This is a genomic window from Paenibacillus sp. L3-i20 (genome assembly GCF_022180385.2).
Classification (GTDB): Bacteria; Bacillota; Bacilli; order Paenibacillales; family Paenibacillaceae; genus Pristimantibacillus.
In genome coordinates this window covers 1,880,191-1,897,330 of record NZ_BQME02000001.1, presented here as the reverse complement: position 1 = coordinate 1,897,330, position 17,140 = coordinate 1,880,191, and the positions used below count along the sequence as shown (strand labels likewise).

Here is a 17,140-nt window from a genome sequence, read left to right as displayed (position 1 = left end):
TTTTACCGAAGTAACCATTGTTCAGCATAACGTTATTTATGGTACATTTCATTCCACTCTTTTAGAAGACAGAACCTAGCTGCCAGCCATTCATACTACAGCTTATATTCAACCATTAGAGACTATATTCTAGGAAATTTCCAATAGGATTGCTTTTATCTACTCCCCTAATCATAACTTCATAACCAGCGCCATTGATTTCAACTTGTTCCAACGTACTAATACTGTTCTCCCCTTTAATTCGTGGGGTCCATGTAGGCACAATCAACCCGAGCAATACAAAAAGAGTAAGTATATAATAGTAATCCTGATTACTTTCATATACTTACTCTTCACTGTAGATTCCTTCAATAATCTATGATTAAGTTTCCTCGTTTACCGAAAGCCTTTTGCCATACTTCATATATAGAACAAGACCAAACAACACCCCACAGAAGGATACAGCAGCAATGGATAAATAAAGCGTTTGACCACCAAAACCTTCATACAACGCCCCACCTACATAAGAAGCAATAATGCCCGATACGCCGAAGAAAAGTAACGCCAGCACAGTTTGACCCGTCGCACGCCATTCTACTGGGACAATACGATACAGATACTGAATAGCTGCAGTGTAGAAGATAGGGAAAGTCAGCAGTTGCAGTATTTGCAAATACGCTAACATATGCGGATCGGTAATCCATGCCGAAACAAAAAACCGTAAGAAATAGAAGGCTGCTGCGAACGAAATGATAAGCAGCTCTTTTCCTTTGCGCATCCACCAGAAACTTAGAGCAAATACGATAATTTCACTGCCTGCCGCTAGGAAAAACGCTATACCTACTAATTCGGTACTTCCTCCTAGCTCCCGAATGTATATGCCGAGGAAGGTATCGTTCATACGTGCTGGAATGGAACAAATAAAGACAAGCAATAGAAATAAAAGTGTCTCCTTGTTGCTTATAAAATGCTTTAAGCTTTTTAATGTAACAGGTTTGCCCGTTGTAGGAGCATCCGGCATGATCCAAGCTATAACAAAACTAATCACACCAAACGCTGCAAACATCACGCCCAAGCTTTTTTCACCGAAATACGAGATAACATAGCCAGTAAGCAGCGCTGCAACAGCATAACCTAACGCACCATAGGTACGAATGGATCCATAGCTGGTTCCATGTGATTCAGCTACCGAGAAGTTGAGGCTTTCTGTCAATGGATCAACCGACATAAGGAAGAAATAAAGCAGCATAGCTAGCATAATGAGCATGGGATAGCTGCTGGCATCATACAGCAAGTAACCAACAATCGTTGAGAACATGAGCAGTATTAACAATATTTTGCGTATCGATTTTGTTTTGTCACTAATCATTCCCCATAGAGGCTGGGCAAAGAGCGTAACGAAACCGCCAGTCCCGATGATGAAGCCAATTTGTGATTTAGTCAGACCTTGCACATCTAAATAAACCGGAAGGAATGAAATGAACATAGCGAGCAACGCAAAATACAAAAAGTTAAAGCCTCTTAACAGATTTGGCGCTTTCATAAAAGTTTACTTCCTCTCAGTTGTTGTGTTCCCTATTATCATTTCATTATTCTATCATATACCTTACAAATTTAGATTGGTTATGTTAAATTGGATATCGAATAAATGGAATTATTTTCATGTACGCAGTAGTATGCAATGTTTAACCTAAAAGGGAAGCTAATCTTACAACTATGGAGGTCGTATCAATGGATGCTCGTCACTCAACGTATACCTTTCAAGATGTTCCCATTGGAGCAGAAGCAGAGTTGCAACGCCTAAAGGAACAAGCATTAATGGGTTGGGAAAAAGAACATCGTACACTGAAATCGTTTGGACTCGCAGACGGTATGAAAGTATTAGAAGTCGGCAGCGGTCCTGGTTTCGTTACCGAAAAGCTGCTTGATAACTTGCCGCACAGTGAAATTACCGCATTAGATATTGACGATGTTTTACTTGAAAAGGCGAAGCATATGTTAAATCATATGCCTGAATCAAGACTCAAATTTTCTCATGCTTCCGTTTATAATACTAATTTACCGGATAACTATTTCGACTTTGCTATTGCGCGATTACTATTTTTACATCTACATAACCCGTTGGAGGCAGCAATAGAAATTATGCGTGTACTCAAACCGGGTGGCAAACTCGTTATTATTGATATTGATGAGGGAGTATTCGGAGCTATACAACCCGAGTTAGACGTTTTACCTTCAATATTAAAAAAGCTTGCACAACGCCAAGCCTCAAGAGGCGGCAACCGAAATATAGGCAGAAGCCTACCTCGAATGTTAACCCATTCAGGTTTTACAGATGTGGATATGGATGCTATCGTTCAACATAGTGATTTACATGGTATTGAAGGATTTAAGAAACAATTCGATATAAATCGATTTGCTGGATTTTATAAAAATGGCGTCATTACACAACACGAATATGATGAACTAAATAAATCCTATGAAAACTTCGCTCATTCACCAGATGCTCACGCAATGATGTTATTTTTTATGGCATGTGGTACAAAGCCGGTATAAACTCACCAGAATAAGGGGAGCGTCAATAACTACTGAACTGAACGATTGCAAAAATACATTTATACGTTCGAAGTAGACGGTAGGTCAAGTTGTGTCCTTCTCACTATCATTTGCCGAACATGTTCACACTAGAAAGAGGGTGTTCCAAAAGTCATCGCTTTTGGAGCACCCTCTTCCTCATTATGAACAATATCAAAAGGTAACTTCTTCTAGGAAAACTTCACTTCGCTGTAGCGAGATTATAACGATTCGGGAGTAGTCGTTCTTACCCCTGTATTCCACGTCCACTCTCTAGCTCGGCAATAATTTCATTGTCTTCTGCATTATCCCTCGTCACCTTCTGAACGCCAATAGCGCTGTATGAAATCAACAGAATAACTGCTATATAATACCCTTTTACATTTAATTCAAATGGAGCGTTGTAAAGACCAATGAAGAACATCGCGTAACCGATAATCAAACCGGCAAGAGACATTATAGTGAAAGCCCCTGTATTTCGCATTCTGTGTTTCGGGTTATCCAAACGAATTTCTTTATCTTCCGTATTGTCTCTAACGACCTTCTGTACAACGATGCAGGTAATCGTAATTAACACCATACAAAGTATATAATACCCTTTCACGTTCAATTCCCAATCAGCGTTGTACACTCCCAAACAGAATAGAAAAAGACCTGCGGCCAATGCAAAATACGATGCCCCTGTGAAAGCAGCGGTGTTTCGTTTACGATATCTCTGATTCATCTGAAGATTCCTCTCCCATATTCAGAATTAATGGCGCTATATCCTTTACCACTATACCGCGAAACATCAGCAAAATTCTACCGTTAATTAGATTATTTTAGGTGATTTTATATTTTTAACTATGTGAATGCGAAAGAACAGCATAGTGACCGCTGGACAACACGAATTTAATACATCCAGATAAGTGCTAACCTGTCGTTACTTATGGTACGGTTCTTCGTATCACCAAAAAAAGATGAGTAGCTTTCGCCACTCATCCTCCACACCTATCTTATTTTACCCAATAGAAATAATAAGTTTACCGCTCTTCGCCTCATCTGCTACCTGAATAAGAAGATCTCCTGTAGATGTATCCAGCGACCAGCCTTCTGCTCCAGCAGCAAGCTGCTCTGGCGACAGACTTTGCAAACCTTCAACACCCTTCGCTGTGAAGCTTGCACTACGGAACGAGAATCGAAGTCCCTTGCGCTCAGACTTAAAGCCGTTTGTAGAGTTATACGCCCAATTCAATTCCACTACATTTCCTTGACCAGCAACGTTTACACTTAACTCGGAATACGAACCGTTGCGATAATCGAAGCTAACGCCATCATCTTCATACAACGTATAGGAAGATGTACGATCTGCCGATGCACCATACACGTTGAAAGTGATCGCTTCATCTGTCACTTCATCCGCACTTTGCGTCAATGGGCCTTCAGCTATAATGGAGCCTGCTTTCATATACATAGGCATAATTTCAATTGGTGCATTCGCTAAGATATGACGTCCTCCAGAAAGGCGCTCTCCCGTCCAATAATCGATCCATTCTCCCGCAGGCAAATACACTGCACGATGAGTTGTATCTGGACGATAAACAGGAGCTATCAGCAAATCTTCACCGATAAGGAACTGATCACATAAGTTCGTGACATTGGGATCAGACGGATATTCCAGCAGAAGCGGACGAAGAATCGGCAATCCGTTTGTCGCTGACTGTTGGAATAAATTATACAGATGCGGCATGAGACGATAACGTAGACCAATATATGTCCGAACAATCTCTTCCGACTTGCTTCCGAATGACCATGGTTCTTGACGTACCGTACCAATAGCAGAGTGATTACGGCAATAAGGGAAAAATGCGCCCATTTGTGTCCAACGAATAAGCAGTTCATCCGATGTATGATGTGCAAATCCGCCAATGTCAGGACCAGCGAACGGAATACCCGATAATCCCATGTTCATAACCATCGGCATTGCCATCGCCATGTGCTCCCAGAAGCTGCGATTGTCGCCAGTCCATACAGCAGCATAGCGCTGAATGCCCGCATATCCTGCACGAGTTAGAATAAATGGACGTTGTCCTTCCAGCAATCCGCATAAACCTTCATAAGTAGCTTTCGACATCAACATGCCGTATAGATTATGCAACTCCTCATGCGTTAACGGATTGCCATTGTTGCCATGCATCGCATCAAGATCCATCGTCTTGCTCTCATTAAACAAGGCTGGCTCATTCATATCGTTCCAAATGCCTTGGATACCTAGATCCGTATAGAACTTATGCTGCTCTCCCCACCATTCTGAAGTGCGATCCTCTGTAAAATCAGGGAATGCACTAATGCCAGGCCATACTTCACCGAAGAAAATATCCCCCTCAAGCTTTTTGACAAAATGGTTCTGACGCACGCCTTCCTGATAGGTCTTATATTTCGCATCTTTCTTCACACCAGGATCTACGATCGGAACAATTCGAATGCCAAGCGACTTAAGCTCTGCCATCATTGCTTCTGGCTCAGGGAAACGATCCTTATCGAAGGTGAACACACGATACTCGTCCATATAATGAATGTCCAAATAAATAACATCACAAGGAATTTGCTTCGCCCGGAACGTTCTTGCAAGCTCAAGCACTTCCTGTTGATTCATATAGCTATAGCGAGATTGATGATATCCGATTGCCCATTTAGGAGGAAGATCCATCCGTCCGGTCAGTGTTGTGTACCTTGAAACGACGTCCTTCAGTTCTGGTCCATTAATGAAATAAATATCATACGCGCCTGTTGTACAGCTAATTGTGAATGCTGTCTGCTCCGAACGCATATCGAAATCGGTACGACCAGGGTTATCCAAAAATAATCCGTAGCTGCGATCACCGTTCATATGGATAAGTAAAGGAATGGATTCGTACAATGCCTCGATTTCCGGCACATGCGGAGCATAAACATCGGTATTCCAGTTCGTGTAGCGCTCACCGCGCTTGTCCAAGAAACCTGTCTTCTCGCCCAATCCGTAGAAATGAGATTCCAATCCACTATCATAAGTTACTTTAATCTCGCCTCGTGCATTCCAGCTTATTGGTTGTTGATGCGCGATCCGACTTCCTGCAAGATCCTCATAAAAGAAGCTGAAGTCAGCTCTGTTAACGACTAGTTGCATGGATGACGTTTTGAAAATAATACGCTCTTCGTTCTCCTCTACCTTTACATCTACTAATTGTTTCTGAGGAAGAACACCTGGTGTTGTCGATAAATCTACATCTGCACCATGGAAAATCTTAATCCGGCAAATGTTATCCGCAAGAAATACAACCGCTGCATTCCCTTTCTCTCCACGACAAATGTTTACTCCATCCTGTTGTTCTACAGACTTTACAGCTCCCAATTGTTTACGTGTTGCTTGTCCCTCTAATAGAGCAACTTTATCTGGATGTATCGCTGCGCTTCCTTCCATATCTGTTACCTCCCATGATGTTATGAAAAGAAGCGTCCGCCGTTAACCGGAGATCGCTTCTTTTCTTCCACTTATAATTTTTGTTACATTAATTTTTATTCTTATTTCACTTTCAGATTATCCCATGCTTTTTGCAAATCTTCGTATAGACGCTCTCTATCCGATTTGCCAGCAATGTATGCTTGAACATGATTACCAAACTCATTCATACTACCATCAGGGAATTTTTTGAAGTTCCAGCTCAATACTTTATCCGCTTGGCTGTAAGTCATAACTTCCGTTCCCAATTGACCTAGATCTTCACTACTTGCTTTAATGCTCTTGAAAGCAGGGATAAACTTAAATTCTTTAGTCACATATTTTTTACCAGCATCAGAAGTTACCAACCAGTTCAAAAATTCTTTTGCTTCTGCTTTTACAGCTGAATTTTTGTTAACAACCCAGTTGTTCGGTACGCCAATTAGCAATTTATCGTTTTCAGCAGCGTTATCGTTTATTGGCATTGGCAAAATACCAACGTTCAAATTCGGGTTAATGCTGTCAATCTGTACTTGTGTCCAGTTGCCTTGTTGAGTCATTGCTGCTTCACCGTTAGCAAACATCGTCATTTCTGTGTTGTAGTCCGTAGTTAATGGATTTTTGTTGCCATATTTCAATGTCAAATCAAGAAGATTCGTCCACTCTTGGAATACTGGATTGCCTGGAATTTTTGCTGAACCATCATATAGACCTTTAATAAACGCATCTGGGTCCTTCTGATTAGCAAACGCAAGGTTCATGGAGTGATCACCTAGAATCCAAAGCTCTTGATATCCGTTAGCAAAAGGTGTAACTCCACTTGCTTCTAGCTTTTTAGCAGCTTCTTCTAGTTGTGTAATTGTTTTTGGCAATTCTGTAATGCCTGCTTTTGCGAACAAATCTTTGTTATATACAAATCCGTAGCCTTCCAAGTTCATTGGTTGACCATAAATTTTCCCGTCCTTCGTCATTGGCTCTTTCGCAACGTCGATTGCGTCCGCAACCCAAGGCTGATCGGATAGATCTTCCAAGCTGCCAATCCATGTTTCCATTTCGCTATATCCACCGTTGTTGAAAATATCCGGCTCGTCTCCAGCTGCGAACTTCGCTTTTAGCGCAGCGCCGTAATCGGAACCGCCGCCAACCGTTTGAATATCAAGCTTAATGCCTGGATGTGTGCTTTCATATTCTGCTTTAAGCTTATTTAGAGCTTCTGCAATTTCAACTTTAAATTGAAAGATTTTAATTGTTTTTGTTTCTTTTGATTCGCCTGTTTCAGTACCTTTATTTTCACCTGCATTCGAGCCGCAAGCTGATAATACCATGGAGAAAGCAAGAAGCATAACGAGTGTTAACTTTGTATACTTTTTCATAATGAAGCCTCCCTGTATGTTTTGACTGGTATGTTTGAAAACGTTTACTTCTTCATTGTAGAGTGTTGTGCCCTATTGTTGTAGGGAGGATATTGACCAAAGAGGGAGACATCTGTGACATCCCCTTAGCCTTTCACCGCACCTTGCGTAATACCTTCAATAATGTACTTCTGCATCGATAAGAAAAAGACGATAACAGGTAGAATACCCATAACAAGGGCTGGTAGTGCCAAATCCCATTGCTTCGTATACTGTCCAAAGAAATTGAACGTTGCAATTGGAATCGTACGAAGCTCAGGTGCTTGCAAAATAAGCGACGGTAGCAAGTAGTCATTCCATATCCATAGCGTGTTCAAAATAAATACGGTCACTAGCATCGGCTTAAGAAGTGGCAATACTACTCGATAAAAGACGCCATACACATTCGATCCGTCTACTGTTGCTGCCTCTTCGATTTCTAGAGGTATCGACTTCACAAACCCATGGAACAAAAAGACTGAAATTGGAACGCCAAAGCCTAGGTAACAAATGATCAATCCTGGAATGCTGTTCATGAGACCTAATGTGCTTGTCACCTTTACAAGCGGAATCATGATGGATTGGAATGGCACAACCATTGCCGCTACGAACACAACGAATAGAAGGCGGTTGAATCGGCTATCTGTACGTACCATCCGATAAGCTGCCATCGCGCTTATGAGGACGATGACGACATTGCTAATGATTGTGATGATGAACGAGTTAAGGAACGCAGTAGGGAATTTTGTGATTTCGAATGCACGCGCATAGTTGCCCCATTCCAATGACTTCGGCAAACTAGCTGCATTCGTGTACAAATCACCAATGCTCTTAACTGAATTGACGAATAAAAAGTAAAACGGAACAAGAAAGAGTAAAGCGATTAATATCATGATTACTTCCGTCACAATTCTTCCAGTACGTTCGTTTTTTGTCATGTCCATTACGCTTTAACCTCCTTGCTTTTTGTTAGTTTCACTTGAAGGGTTGTTATAACAGCTACAATGACGAAGAATATAATCGCTTTTGCCGTACCCAAACCATATCTATTACGTGCGAATGCTTCGTTGTAAATGTTCATCGCTACCGATTCCGTTGAACCGAATGGACCACCTTTTGTAAGCGACAAGTTAAGATCGAACATTTTGAACGACCAAGAAATAGCTAGAAACAAACAAACTGTCGCCGCTGGCATAATAAGAGGGATAATAATGGAGCGAAGAACTTGAAAACGACTTGCACCATCGATCTCAGCCGCTTCCAAAATATCCTTCGGCACATTGTTTAGTGATGAAATGTAGATAACCATCAAATAACCGGCCGTTTGCCAAACGAATACGATAACGATTGCCCAAAAGGCTGTATTCTCTGTGCCGAGCCAAGGTAAATTAAAGAAAGAAATGCCTGTTGCGCTGCCAATTGCCGAGAAACCTTTTACAAAAATAAACTGCCATATAAATCCGAGCAACAGTCCGCCGATTACGTTTGGCATAAAGAATACAGTGCGAAGAAAATTACGCGTTTTAAGCGGTTTTATTAGGAAATAGGCTAAGAAGAAGCCCAATACATTTGTTAATACGACGCCAAGGATTGTGAATTTGGTCGTAAACCAAAAGGAATCACGGAAGCCCGTATCGTGCATAAAGATTTGTTTATAATTTTCTAGCCCGATCCATGACACTTCTCCCGATACACCGTTCCAATCGGTGAATGAATAATACAACCCAAGTAGGAAGGGCATGACAATGATAAGGCTGAAAAATATGATAGCAGGACCTACGAACACAGCCTGCTGAGTCAATTGCGAAGTTTTTTTGCGGTTCATCCCGTTCTCCCCTTTGCACATTTCATTTTTGGCTTATAATTTAGTATGCGAGAAAGTCAAAGATAAAAAAACAGACGATCGTGAACCAATAGGAGTACAATATTGATCTCATTCCACTTATATCCTTAACAGAAACGAGGTGACTGCTCATGAATTCTCACAGCATACGGACAAAACTAATTAAATTCATGTTAGTCGTTACTATCGTGCCCTTGGTACTTTCATTAGTCATTACGCTCATCCACACGCGGGAATCAATCAAGGAACAAGCTTTAAGTGAAAATGCCAAGTTAATTTTTCAAGGTAAAACCAACTTAAGCAATTATTTAACGAGCATTAACCGTGCTTCTGTCGTCGTTTACTCCGATCCGCATTTCCTAAATAACTTATCCAAAGACATCGACGACTATCAGGCAATTGCAGAAATGTATAGCACCCTGCAAAATTTACAGGGATCTTTGCCGGATATTCAGCAGGTATACATGCATGCACACGGGACCAATCAATCCACGCTCATAACTAATAGTGTGCCAAGACGAGAACAGCGTGATTCACCATTTATAAGTACTGAAAAATATGATTCAGACAAGATCATCATTGAACCGCCTCATACAGCTCATAGTTATGGATTTCCCGCTTCACTCAATAATGATTCAGATGCGCCGGTACTTACCTTCTATCGTCCGATCACTCGAATTCCATCTATAGAGCAACTCGCTATTTTGGCCATTGATGTAAAATTGGATAGTATTGCTGCGATCTGTAACCAACTTAATAATGCGAAAGATGAATATCTGTACCTATTGGATGAAAACAATATCGTCATTTACAGCGGTAATCCAGAAGAAATTGGAAAACCTCTTGCTAACGCTGATTTGGCGGCACAGAAAACAATGAACGATTCTGGCGTTATTGATGATGATGACTCCATCCAAGTGTATGAGAAGCTGGAACTTCCGTTTGCCCAGTGGACGTTAGTGAAGCAGATTCCTCATGATGCGCTTTATTATAGGTCGACAGAATTGACTACCATTAACGTTGTTGTTGCCTTGCTCGCCCTTCTCGCTGTTATAATTGGTACGTTGTTTATTTCATTCCGTATTACGAAACCCATTAAGCAACTGGCGAGCTATATGAATCAAATTCAGACGGGCCGCTTAACTGTCGAGATTGAGCTGAACAGCAAAGATGAAATCGGCTACCTATCCAGGCAATTCAGACAGATGATGGATACAATTAACAATCTTATTTTGCGAAAATATAAACTTGAATTAGCTAACAAGACGAATCAACTTAAAGCGCTGCAATCGCAAATCGATCCACACTTTCTGTATAACACCTTACAATCAATCGGTACTGTAGCACTGGAGCACAATGTGCCGCGTGTCTATAACCATCTCTCTTCCTTAGCAGATATTATGCGTTACAAAATGCGCAGCGGAGAGGTGCTGGTGACCTTGAAAGAGGAGGCCAACCATTTAAAGCTTTATTTGGGCCTGCAAAAGGAACGATTCGATGAGCAGTTCGAATATACACTGGACTTAGCTCCTGACAGCTTAACCGCAGCAATTCCTAAGATGACGCTGCAGCCGCTCGTTGAGAACTATTTCAAACATGGGATGGACCCCCATCTAGGCATGGGACAGTTATTCGTACGAAGCTGGATATCATCTGCGGAACGGCTTATTATTGAAATAGAGAATAACGGTGTCTCTATCCCTGAGCATGAGCTTAAACAGCTTCAACAAAATTTGTTAATTGACCATGTAAACGAAGATAATGTTGAGACAGAGCGTACATCTATTGGTTTGTACAATGTGCTTATGCGACTGCAACTTTATTACGCTGACACAGCTGTCCTCCGAATTGAAAATATAGAACCTCATGGCGTGAAGATCACCTTAGAGTGTGTTTGGGAGAGTGGGCTTTCATGAAAGTATTAATTGTAGATGACGAAAAACATGTACGAAATGCCATCAACTTATTAGCAGATTGGTCTGCGCACGGAATATCAGAAGTCGTACAAGCTACTGATGGTGAACAAGCTGTCTCTATCATTGAGACGATGAACCCGCAAATCGTATTGACCGATATGAAAATGCCTCGTAAAAATGGGGCAGAGTTACTGACCTGGCTTCATACAAATAAACCTCAAATTAAAGTGATTGTTATAAGTGGTTATGATGAGTTTGAATATGTTCGTCATACTATCCGTAATGGTGGGATGGACTATATTCTTAAACCGGTCAAAGCCGATATACTGAACGAGGCACTGGGCAAAGCAACAGATTGTTGGCGCAAGGAAGAGGATTCACGGCAACGGATGATGCAGCAGAGCATTGAAGTCAACGAGATGAAACCTCATTATGTTGACAAGTTGTTAACAGAGCTCGTCACTGGACAGACTCGCAGAGATCTTCTTAATCAGCTTCATGAAGATATTCGTATTCCGATGCCTGTATCGTCCTGCTCGGTTGCTGTTTTATCTATTTCACAGCTGGACCAGAAACTAATAGAGAAATTCCAAGGTCAATTGTTGCTGCTCTATTTCATCATCGGAAATATTTGCAACGAACTGCTGAAGTCGAAGGGAATCGCATTCCGCCACCTAAATAGCTCAGGTGAAATTGTCATTCTGTATTGGGATGACCGAAGTTCATTTACCAATCTACTAAACGAAATTAATGATGGTATTTATGCAACATTGAACCGTCGCGTTCATTTCGGGGTTGTGATGAAGCGGACATTTCCTGAGCAAGTATCGCAAGCATACCTCGATGCTTCCAAAGCGTTATGGAATCGAAATATACTTGTATCCTCTCGGCTGCATCAGTTCGAGGAGCATAGCAATCAATCAGCAAGGCCGCTCCGCTTAACGTCGATTGAAGAGCAGCTTCGCCTTACAGCACTAAGCGGCAACCGTGAACAATTCGAACGGATCACAGCGAAGTGGGTGGACAGCATCAAGTCGCTAGGCTCTGTTACGCCTGAACAACTGATTGAGTGGGATAATGAATGGGATTGGATGCAAATTAAATGGTTTGAAAGTGAAAACAAAGAACCTCATGCTGTAGAGCGAGATACAGCAAACGATGAGCCTTTTCACCCTTTGCCTCTAAATGAGGATGGGATGCTTCACTTTGAACAGTTGAAAGCTCAAATGGAAAATCGCATAGGTGCTGCTTCCAAAATATTGACTCAGCTTCATACGAAAGAGCACTTTTTCATTCATGATATCGCTAAATTTGTGGAGAATCATTTCCAAGAGGATATATCGCTTCAGGACGTCGCTAGTCGCTTCTTCCTAAGCCGAGAATATATCGCACGCAAATTCAAGCAAGAATACGGCGTTACGTTACTCGACTACCTTAGTCGCATCCGCATCGACAAGTCAAAGCTGCTGCTTCATAATCCCCATCTGCGTATTGCACAAGTTGCGGAGATGGTTGGTTATCACGATGAGAAATATTTCAGTAGAGTATTCAAAAAGCTTGTAGGAATCAATCCGGGGGAATATCGTAAAGATCAGTCATAGGCAGAGTTTCGCAATGAACGTGAAATCCCTGGGTTATTCGGTATAGAACTCTCTTCCAAGAAAACTTTTACAAATACGGATGGAGTAATAACCTTCTCCGAATTAGAGAAGTCAATCGATCAGATTTCCGTTACAACTGTTAACGACGATGTCATTTACATCATCACTTATGATATGAAATATTTCAAATAAGCACTTGAAGGATGTTTAACAATAGAAAAACGGGGTCAGCTTTTTTATGCACAACTTTTTGGAGCAGCCCCGTTTTCTTCAGGTATGAATGGCTAGTTTGCTACGTAACTAGACTTCTTTACTGGCAGAATGCAGCTTAGCATCTCCCCATGTTGCATGGTCAGATCCATCTCCATTTCCACGACATCAATCATTTTACGATCTGTAACATTTGGATATGCTGCTTTGTCCGCATCCAATTGCTCTTTATACGTTGTCAAAAAGGCTTTAAACTCCGCAACATCTGTATCCTTCGTCATCATAGGAATCTGTGTTAGTCCCTCAAAGCGAATCCGCGGTGCCTTACCTTGCTCTTCCGGCACCACAATCGTATTTTTACCTGGACGCAATTGTACACTCTCGCCCCAACTGGACCATGACCCCTCTTGTTGTGAGAAGATAAGCGAAGGCACTTGAGTCTCAGCGTCCACATATACGTTGATCATATCGCCTGGCATCGCTACTAAGCCGGTCGGTTGATTATTCGTGCCATGTCCAAATCTCAAGTTTCTGTGCTACTTGATAAACTAACCAAAATGGCTGCTGATGTTGCAATAGCTATCACTTTCTTCATACGTGCTTCCCCCTGATGATTGATTTTCTGTCATTTGAAAACACGAAAAAGGCTATCCCTAAAGAGTAGCCTTGTTGTACACAAGGAGCGAATTTCACTCGTTGGCAGCTGGCTGACATCGTTATGCACGTTAGTCCATTCATCTCCCGAATCTTTCAAAACACCATATCCCTTCTAATAGCGATCTTTTGAGATCACTTGATACATGAACTACCCTCGTCGTTATCAGCTTACCAATAAAAAATGAATGCCTGATTTTCGGCGACGCCAATTTGGGGGTTGCTTTATAATTAAAACAACATTTCACGGTTAGGATGTGCTGCTATGATTGGTGTCGAACAGTATGAGGAATATTACAGGGCTCTAGTAGAGAAAAACACGGAATACGAAGGCGTATTTTATGTCGGAGTAAAAACAACGGGTGTATTTTGCCGTCCGACTTGTCCAGCACGGAAACCAATGTTCAAAAACTGTGAGTTTTACGAAAACGCACAGCAAGCACTTCTAGCCTCCTTCCGACCCTGCCAAAGATGCCGTCCCTTATCACATCCAAATCACGTGCCAGAGATTGTCCGAGTACTTGTTGAAGCGGTTGAGCATAATCCTGAAAAACGATGGACGGGACAAGATTTCAAACAGCTCTCGGTTGATGAATCCACTGCGCGCCGCCAATTCAAAAAGCGATTCGGCATGACTTTTGTTGAATATGCACGAGCACGCCGCATGGGACTTGCACTGAAAAATATTAGAAAGGGGCAATCCATCATAGATACTCAACTATCGACAGGATATGAATCAAGCAGCGGTTTTAGAGACGCATTCTCTCGCATCATGGGCGCAGCACCCACCTTATTAGAAGATGGAAAGATATTGCGAGCATCTTGGATTGATACGCGTCTTGGACCTATGATTGCGATTGGAGATGAAGAAGCGCTTCATCTATTGGAATTTGTAGATCGAAGAGGTCTAGAACGAGAAGTAGAGCGGCTTAGAAAGCGGACAAAATCAGCGATTATTCCTGGCATGACGGGACCTATTCAATCCATTGAGGCGGAACTGACTCAATACTTTAATGGTTCTCTAAACCATTTTAAAACTCCGATACATTTATTAGGGTCACCCTTTCAAAAAAGTGTGTGGGAGCAATTAATGAACATACCAGCAGGAGAAACAAGGTCTTATTTAGATATCGCCAAAGCACTTGGCAAACCTACCTCATTTCGTGCTGTAGCTCAAGCCAACGGAGCCAATCAACTTGCGATCATCGTTCCTTGTCATCGTGTCATTAATACGAATGGCGACTTAGGCGGGTACGGTGGCGGAATAACACGGAAAAACTGGCTGTTAACTCATGAAAAACAAAAAAATTGTTAGGGTAGCAATCGCTACCTTTTTTATGGAACGATCATTCACACAAAATCGTTTGCCTTAAAAGGGTTAACTTGAAGCAGCATTTCGTTCACAAAGATGAAAGAGAATAGTCCTCTTAAAAGACAATATGAGCACAAAAAACATCGGCGGATCAGGCGTTTATTTTCAGTCCTGACTGCCGATGTTTTTATTATTTCGATAAGTCTATCACTTTATTTCGTTTAACAATTACTTCTATTCAACTCTCTTTTATTACCGTCAATTAAATCGCCAACAGTTCAAGCTTAAGTTGCCGAATTGATAACTCTGATGAAGCAATTCCGCCTTACGGCTCTTATCTCCTGTCCCCATCGCAATCAACAAGGGAATAAAGTGTTCCGTAGTCGGTGCAGCATCCACAGCATAAGGTGCTAATTCTCTGTAGTTAAACAGCGCATCGACATCCCACGTTTCTAACTTGCTCTTTAACCAATTATCAAAGGATTCTGCCCACTCGTCGTTCCCATCACCCTGCCAGTTTAACCTTCGCAAATTATGGACTGTCCCGCCGCTGCCTATAACCAGGACATCCTGTTCGCGAAGCTCTGCCAAAGCTTTGCCGATATGATACTGCTGCTCATTCGTTAGATTAGGATTAACAGATAAACCAACTACCGGAATGTCCGCAGCGGGGTAAAGTAATTTGAGAACAGCCCACGCACCATGGTCCAGTCCTCTTTCTTCATCTATTACGCCCTTAATGCCATGTTTATCGAACAAAGAATGAATCCCTTCGCTTAACGAACGATCTCCTTTGGCCGGATAGGTCATCTGATAAAGCTCATCTTGAAAGCCACCGAAATCGTAAATGGTGCTATACGTATCAACAGAGCTGATCGTCTGCTTTGTTTGTTCCCAATGTGCCGAAAAAAGTACGATCGCTTTAGGCTTCGGTGTACTCTCCGCAAATCTTTTCATAAAATCTGTGTAGTCATTTTGTTCTAACACAATCGAAGGTGCGCCATGCGCGAAAAAATAGGAAGGCATCATCTATTATTCACTCCTTACTTGAATGTATTTGCATTAAACGCTGCGTTTTTTAGCGATTACATGATCAACCGATAGCGGCGAAGCTTCTGCAACCATCAAATAAATCGCCATAACCATAAGGGCTAGATCCAATTCATAACCAGCCATCTCACTGCTTCCAAGTAGTCCCGCGGACAGCTTTGTTGTAAAGATCGCACCAATAAGCATGACAGCAAGAAGTAGCGAAACATAGCGGGTAAAGAGTCCTGCAATTAACATCACACCCCCGACTAGCTCGAGAACAGCAACGGCATAAGCCAAAAATCCGGGAATACCTAAGGAACTAAACCAACCCTCAACATTACCTAAACCCATTTGCAATTTACTAATTCCGTGAGCTAGAAATATAATTCCGAGCACCACACGCATCATCGTTGTTGCCACTGTACCTTTATTCATATTCTTTCATCTCCTTTTTTATAAGTAATAAGAATGTTTATTTCGTATTAATAATATATTATGCGATGATGTAGCATGTCAACAAAAATATTGTTATTATTAATTTAACATTCGTATTACAAATATTTTGCGAGGTGAACATACAATGAATATCGGTGCCACCATACGAGCAATTCGAAAACGGAAAAATATTACGATCGCTCAAATCTGCGAGGAAACCGGTTTATCTCAAGGCTTTATGAGTCAGGTTGAAACAAACAAAACTTCACCTTCTATCGCTACGCTCGAAAGCATTGCAAAGGCGCTAAAAGTACCTCTTGCTTATTTACTTCTTCAACAAGAGGAGCGTATGAATATTGTCCGAGCGAATGAGCGACGGATTACTAAAAGCGGACTTGCCCATTTAAAAGTGGAGCACTTAAGCTCCACAAAAAACGTTAGAATGATGATCGTCGAACTCCCTCCTGGCACTGCAACTGGAGATGCCCCTCACGCCCATGAGGGTGAGGAGGTTCATTTTGTAATGAAAGGAACCATCTTCGCTGAACAAGGGGAAGATCATGCTGAGTTTAAAGAGGGCGACTCTTTCAGTTGGAATGCCTGCACACCCCACTTGGTCAGAAATATCGGTGAAGAACCTGCAATTATTCTCATCTCCATCTACACCGAAACCGATCATGTACCGGATTTCCTATAAACTCATTACTAACGGAATACACAACCGATATGGTACTTG

The 17,140-nt window shown here is 41.7% G+C and carries 14 protein-coding genes and 2 pseudogenes; 5 read left to right on the top strand and 11 right to left on the bottom strand.

All coding sequences use genetic code 11. The annotated features are described in order from the left end of the window. Positions 1 to 142: 142 nt before the first annotated feature. A pseudogene (locus MFF31_RS08930) lies at positions 143 to 295 on the bottom strand (alpha/beta fold hydrolase); the annotation flags it as partial. A gap of 66 nt (positions 296 to 361) precedes the next feature. Next, on the bottom strand, positions 362 to 1,522 hold the full coding sequence (locus MFF31_RS08925; RefSeq protein WP_238187674.1) for an MFS transporter: 1,161 nt from the start codon (positions 1,520 to 1,522) through the stop codon (positions 362 to 364). Between the two features lie 188 nt (positions 1,523 to 1,710). On the opposite strand from MFF31_RS08925, the gene MFF31_RS08920 reads away from it, so the two are divergent. Next, on the top strand, positions 1,711 to 2,535 hold the full coding sequence (locus MFF31_RS08920; protein ID WP_238187673.1) for a class I SAM-dependent methyltransferase: 825 nt from the start codon (positions 1,711 to 1,713) through the stop codon (positions 2,533 to 2,535). Positions 2,536 to 2,800: 265 nt separating this feature from the next. Here MFF31_RS08920 and MFF31_RS25390 read toward each other — a convergent pair whose 3' ends face one another. From MFF31_RS25390 to MFF31_RS08895, 6 genes and pseudogenes are all read right to left on the bottom strand, one after another. Beyond that, entirely contained in the window at positions 2,801 to 3,037 is a 237-nt protein-coding gene (locus tag MFF31_RS25390) for a YiaA/YiaB family inner membrane protein (protein ID WP_375541307.1), read from the bottom strand. A gap of 57 nt (positions 3,038 to 3,094) precedes the next feature. Further along, positions 3,095 to 3,277: pseudogene (locus tag MFF31_RS25385) on the bottom strand (YiaA/YiaB family inner membrane protein); the annotation flags it as partial. A gap of 276 nt (positions 3,278 to 3,553) precedes the next feature. Then, positions 3,554 to 5,992, bottom strand: coding sequence for a glycoside hydrolase family 31 protein (locus tag MFF31_RS08910; RefSeq protein ID WP_238187671.1), 2,439 nt, complete (start codon positions 5,990 to 5,992; stop codon positions 3,554 to 3,556). Positions 5,993 to 6,093: 101 nt separating this feature from the next. Continuing rightward, positions 6,094 to 7,383, bottom strand: a complete 1,290-nt coding sequence (locus MFF31_RS08905; RefSeq protein WP_238187670.1) for an ABC transporter substrate-binding protein — start codon at positions 7,381 to 7,383, stop codon at positions 6,094 to 6,096. 125 nt (positions 7,384 to 7,508) lie between these two features. Then, positions 7,509 to 8,345 (bottom strand): carbohydrate ABC transporter permease, encoded by an 837-nt coding sequence (locus MFF31_RS08900; RefSeq protein WP_238187669.1) that lies wholly within the window; start codon positions 8,343 to 8,345, stop codon positions 7,509 to 7,511. Then, on the bottom strand, positions 8,345 to 9,226 hold the full coding sequence (locus tag MFF31_RS08895) for a carbohydrate ABC transporter permease (protein WP_238187668.1): 882 nt from the start codon (positions 9,224 to 9,226) through the stop codon (positions 8,345 to 8,347). Before MFF31_RS08895 ends, MFF31_RS08900 begins: the two co-directional genes overlap by 1 nt. A 149-nt stretch (positions 9,227 to 9,375) precedes the next feature. Here MFF31_RS08895 and MFF31_RS08890 point away from each other — a divergent pair, with 149 nt between their 5' ends. Together MFF31_RS08890 and MFF31_RS08885 are read left to right on the top strand one after the other, a co-directional pair. After that, on the top strand, positions 9,376 to 11,160 hold the full coding sequence (locus tag MFF31_RS08890; RefSeq protein WP_238187667.1) for a cache domain-containing sensor histidine kinase: 1,785 nt from the start codon (positions 9,376 to 9,378) through the stop codon (positions 11,158 to 11,160). Further along, positions 11,157 to 12,761: a response regulator transcription factor gene (locus MFF31_RS08885; protein ID WP_238187666.1), complete on the top strand. Its 1,605-nt coding sequence runs from the start codon at positions 11,157 to 11,159 to the stop codon at positions 12,759 to 12,761. Before MFF31_RS08890 ends, MFF31_RS08885 begins: the two co-directional genes overlap by 4 nt. A gap of 284 nt (positions 12,762 to 13,045) precedes the next feature. Here MFF31_RS08885 and MFF31_RS08880 read toward each other — a convergent pair whose 3' ends face one another. After that, positions 13,046 to 13,498, bottom strand: a complete 453-nt coding sequence (locus MFF31_RS08880) for a hypothetical protein (RefSeq protein ID WP_238187665.1) — start codon at positions 13,496 to 13,498, stop codon at positions 13,046 to 13,048. A gap of 392 nt (positions 13,499 to 13,890) precedes the next feature. Between MFF31_RS08880 and MFF31_RS08875 the strand changes: the two genes are divergently transcribed. Further along, on the top strand, positions 13,891 to 14,940 hold the full coding sequence (locus MFF31_RS08875; RefSeq protein ID WP_238187664.1) for a bifunctional transcriptional activator/DNA repair enzyme AdaA: 1,050 nt from the start codon (positions 13,891 to 13,893) through the stop codon (positions 14,938 to 14,940). Between the two features lie 255 nt (positions 14,941 to 15,195). Here the strand turns inward: MFF31_RS08875 and MFF31_RS08870 are convergent, their stop codons facing one another. After that, positions 15,196 to 15,966: a DODA-type extradiol aromatic ring-opening family dioxygenase gene (locus MFF31_RS08870; RefSeq protein ID WP_238187663.1), complete on the bottom strand. Its 771-nt coding sequence runs from the start codon at positions 15,964 to 15,966 to the stop codon at positions 15,196 to 15,198. 33 nt (positions 15,967 to 15,999) lie between these two features. Next, positions 16,000 to 16,404 (bottom strand): DoxX family protein, encoded by a 405-nt coding sequence (locus MFF31_RS08865; RefSeq protein ID WP_238187662.1) that lies wholly within the window; start codon positions 16,402 to 16,404, stop codon positions 16,000 to 16,002. 145 nt (positions 16,405 to 16,549) lie between these two features. Between MFF31_RS08865 and MFF31_RS08860 the strand changes: the two genes are divergently transcribed. Further along, positions 16,550 to 17,101: a helix-turn-helix domain-containing protein gene (locus MFF31_RS08860; protein WP_238187661.1), complete on the top strand. Its 552-nt coding sequence runs from the start codon at positions 16,550 to 16,552 to the stop codon at positions 17,099 to 17,101. Positions 17,102 to 17,140 lie beyond the last annotated feature (39 nt).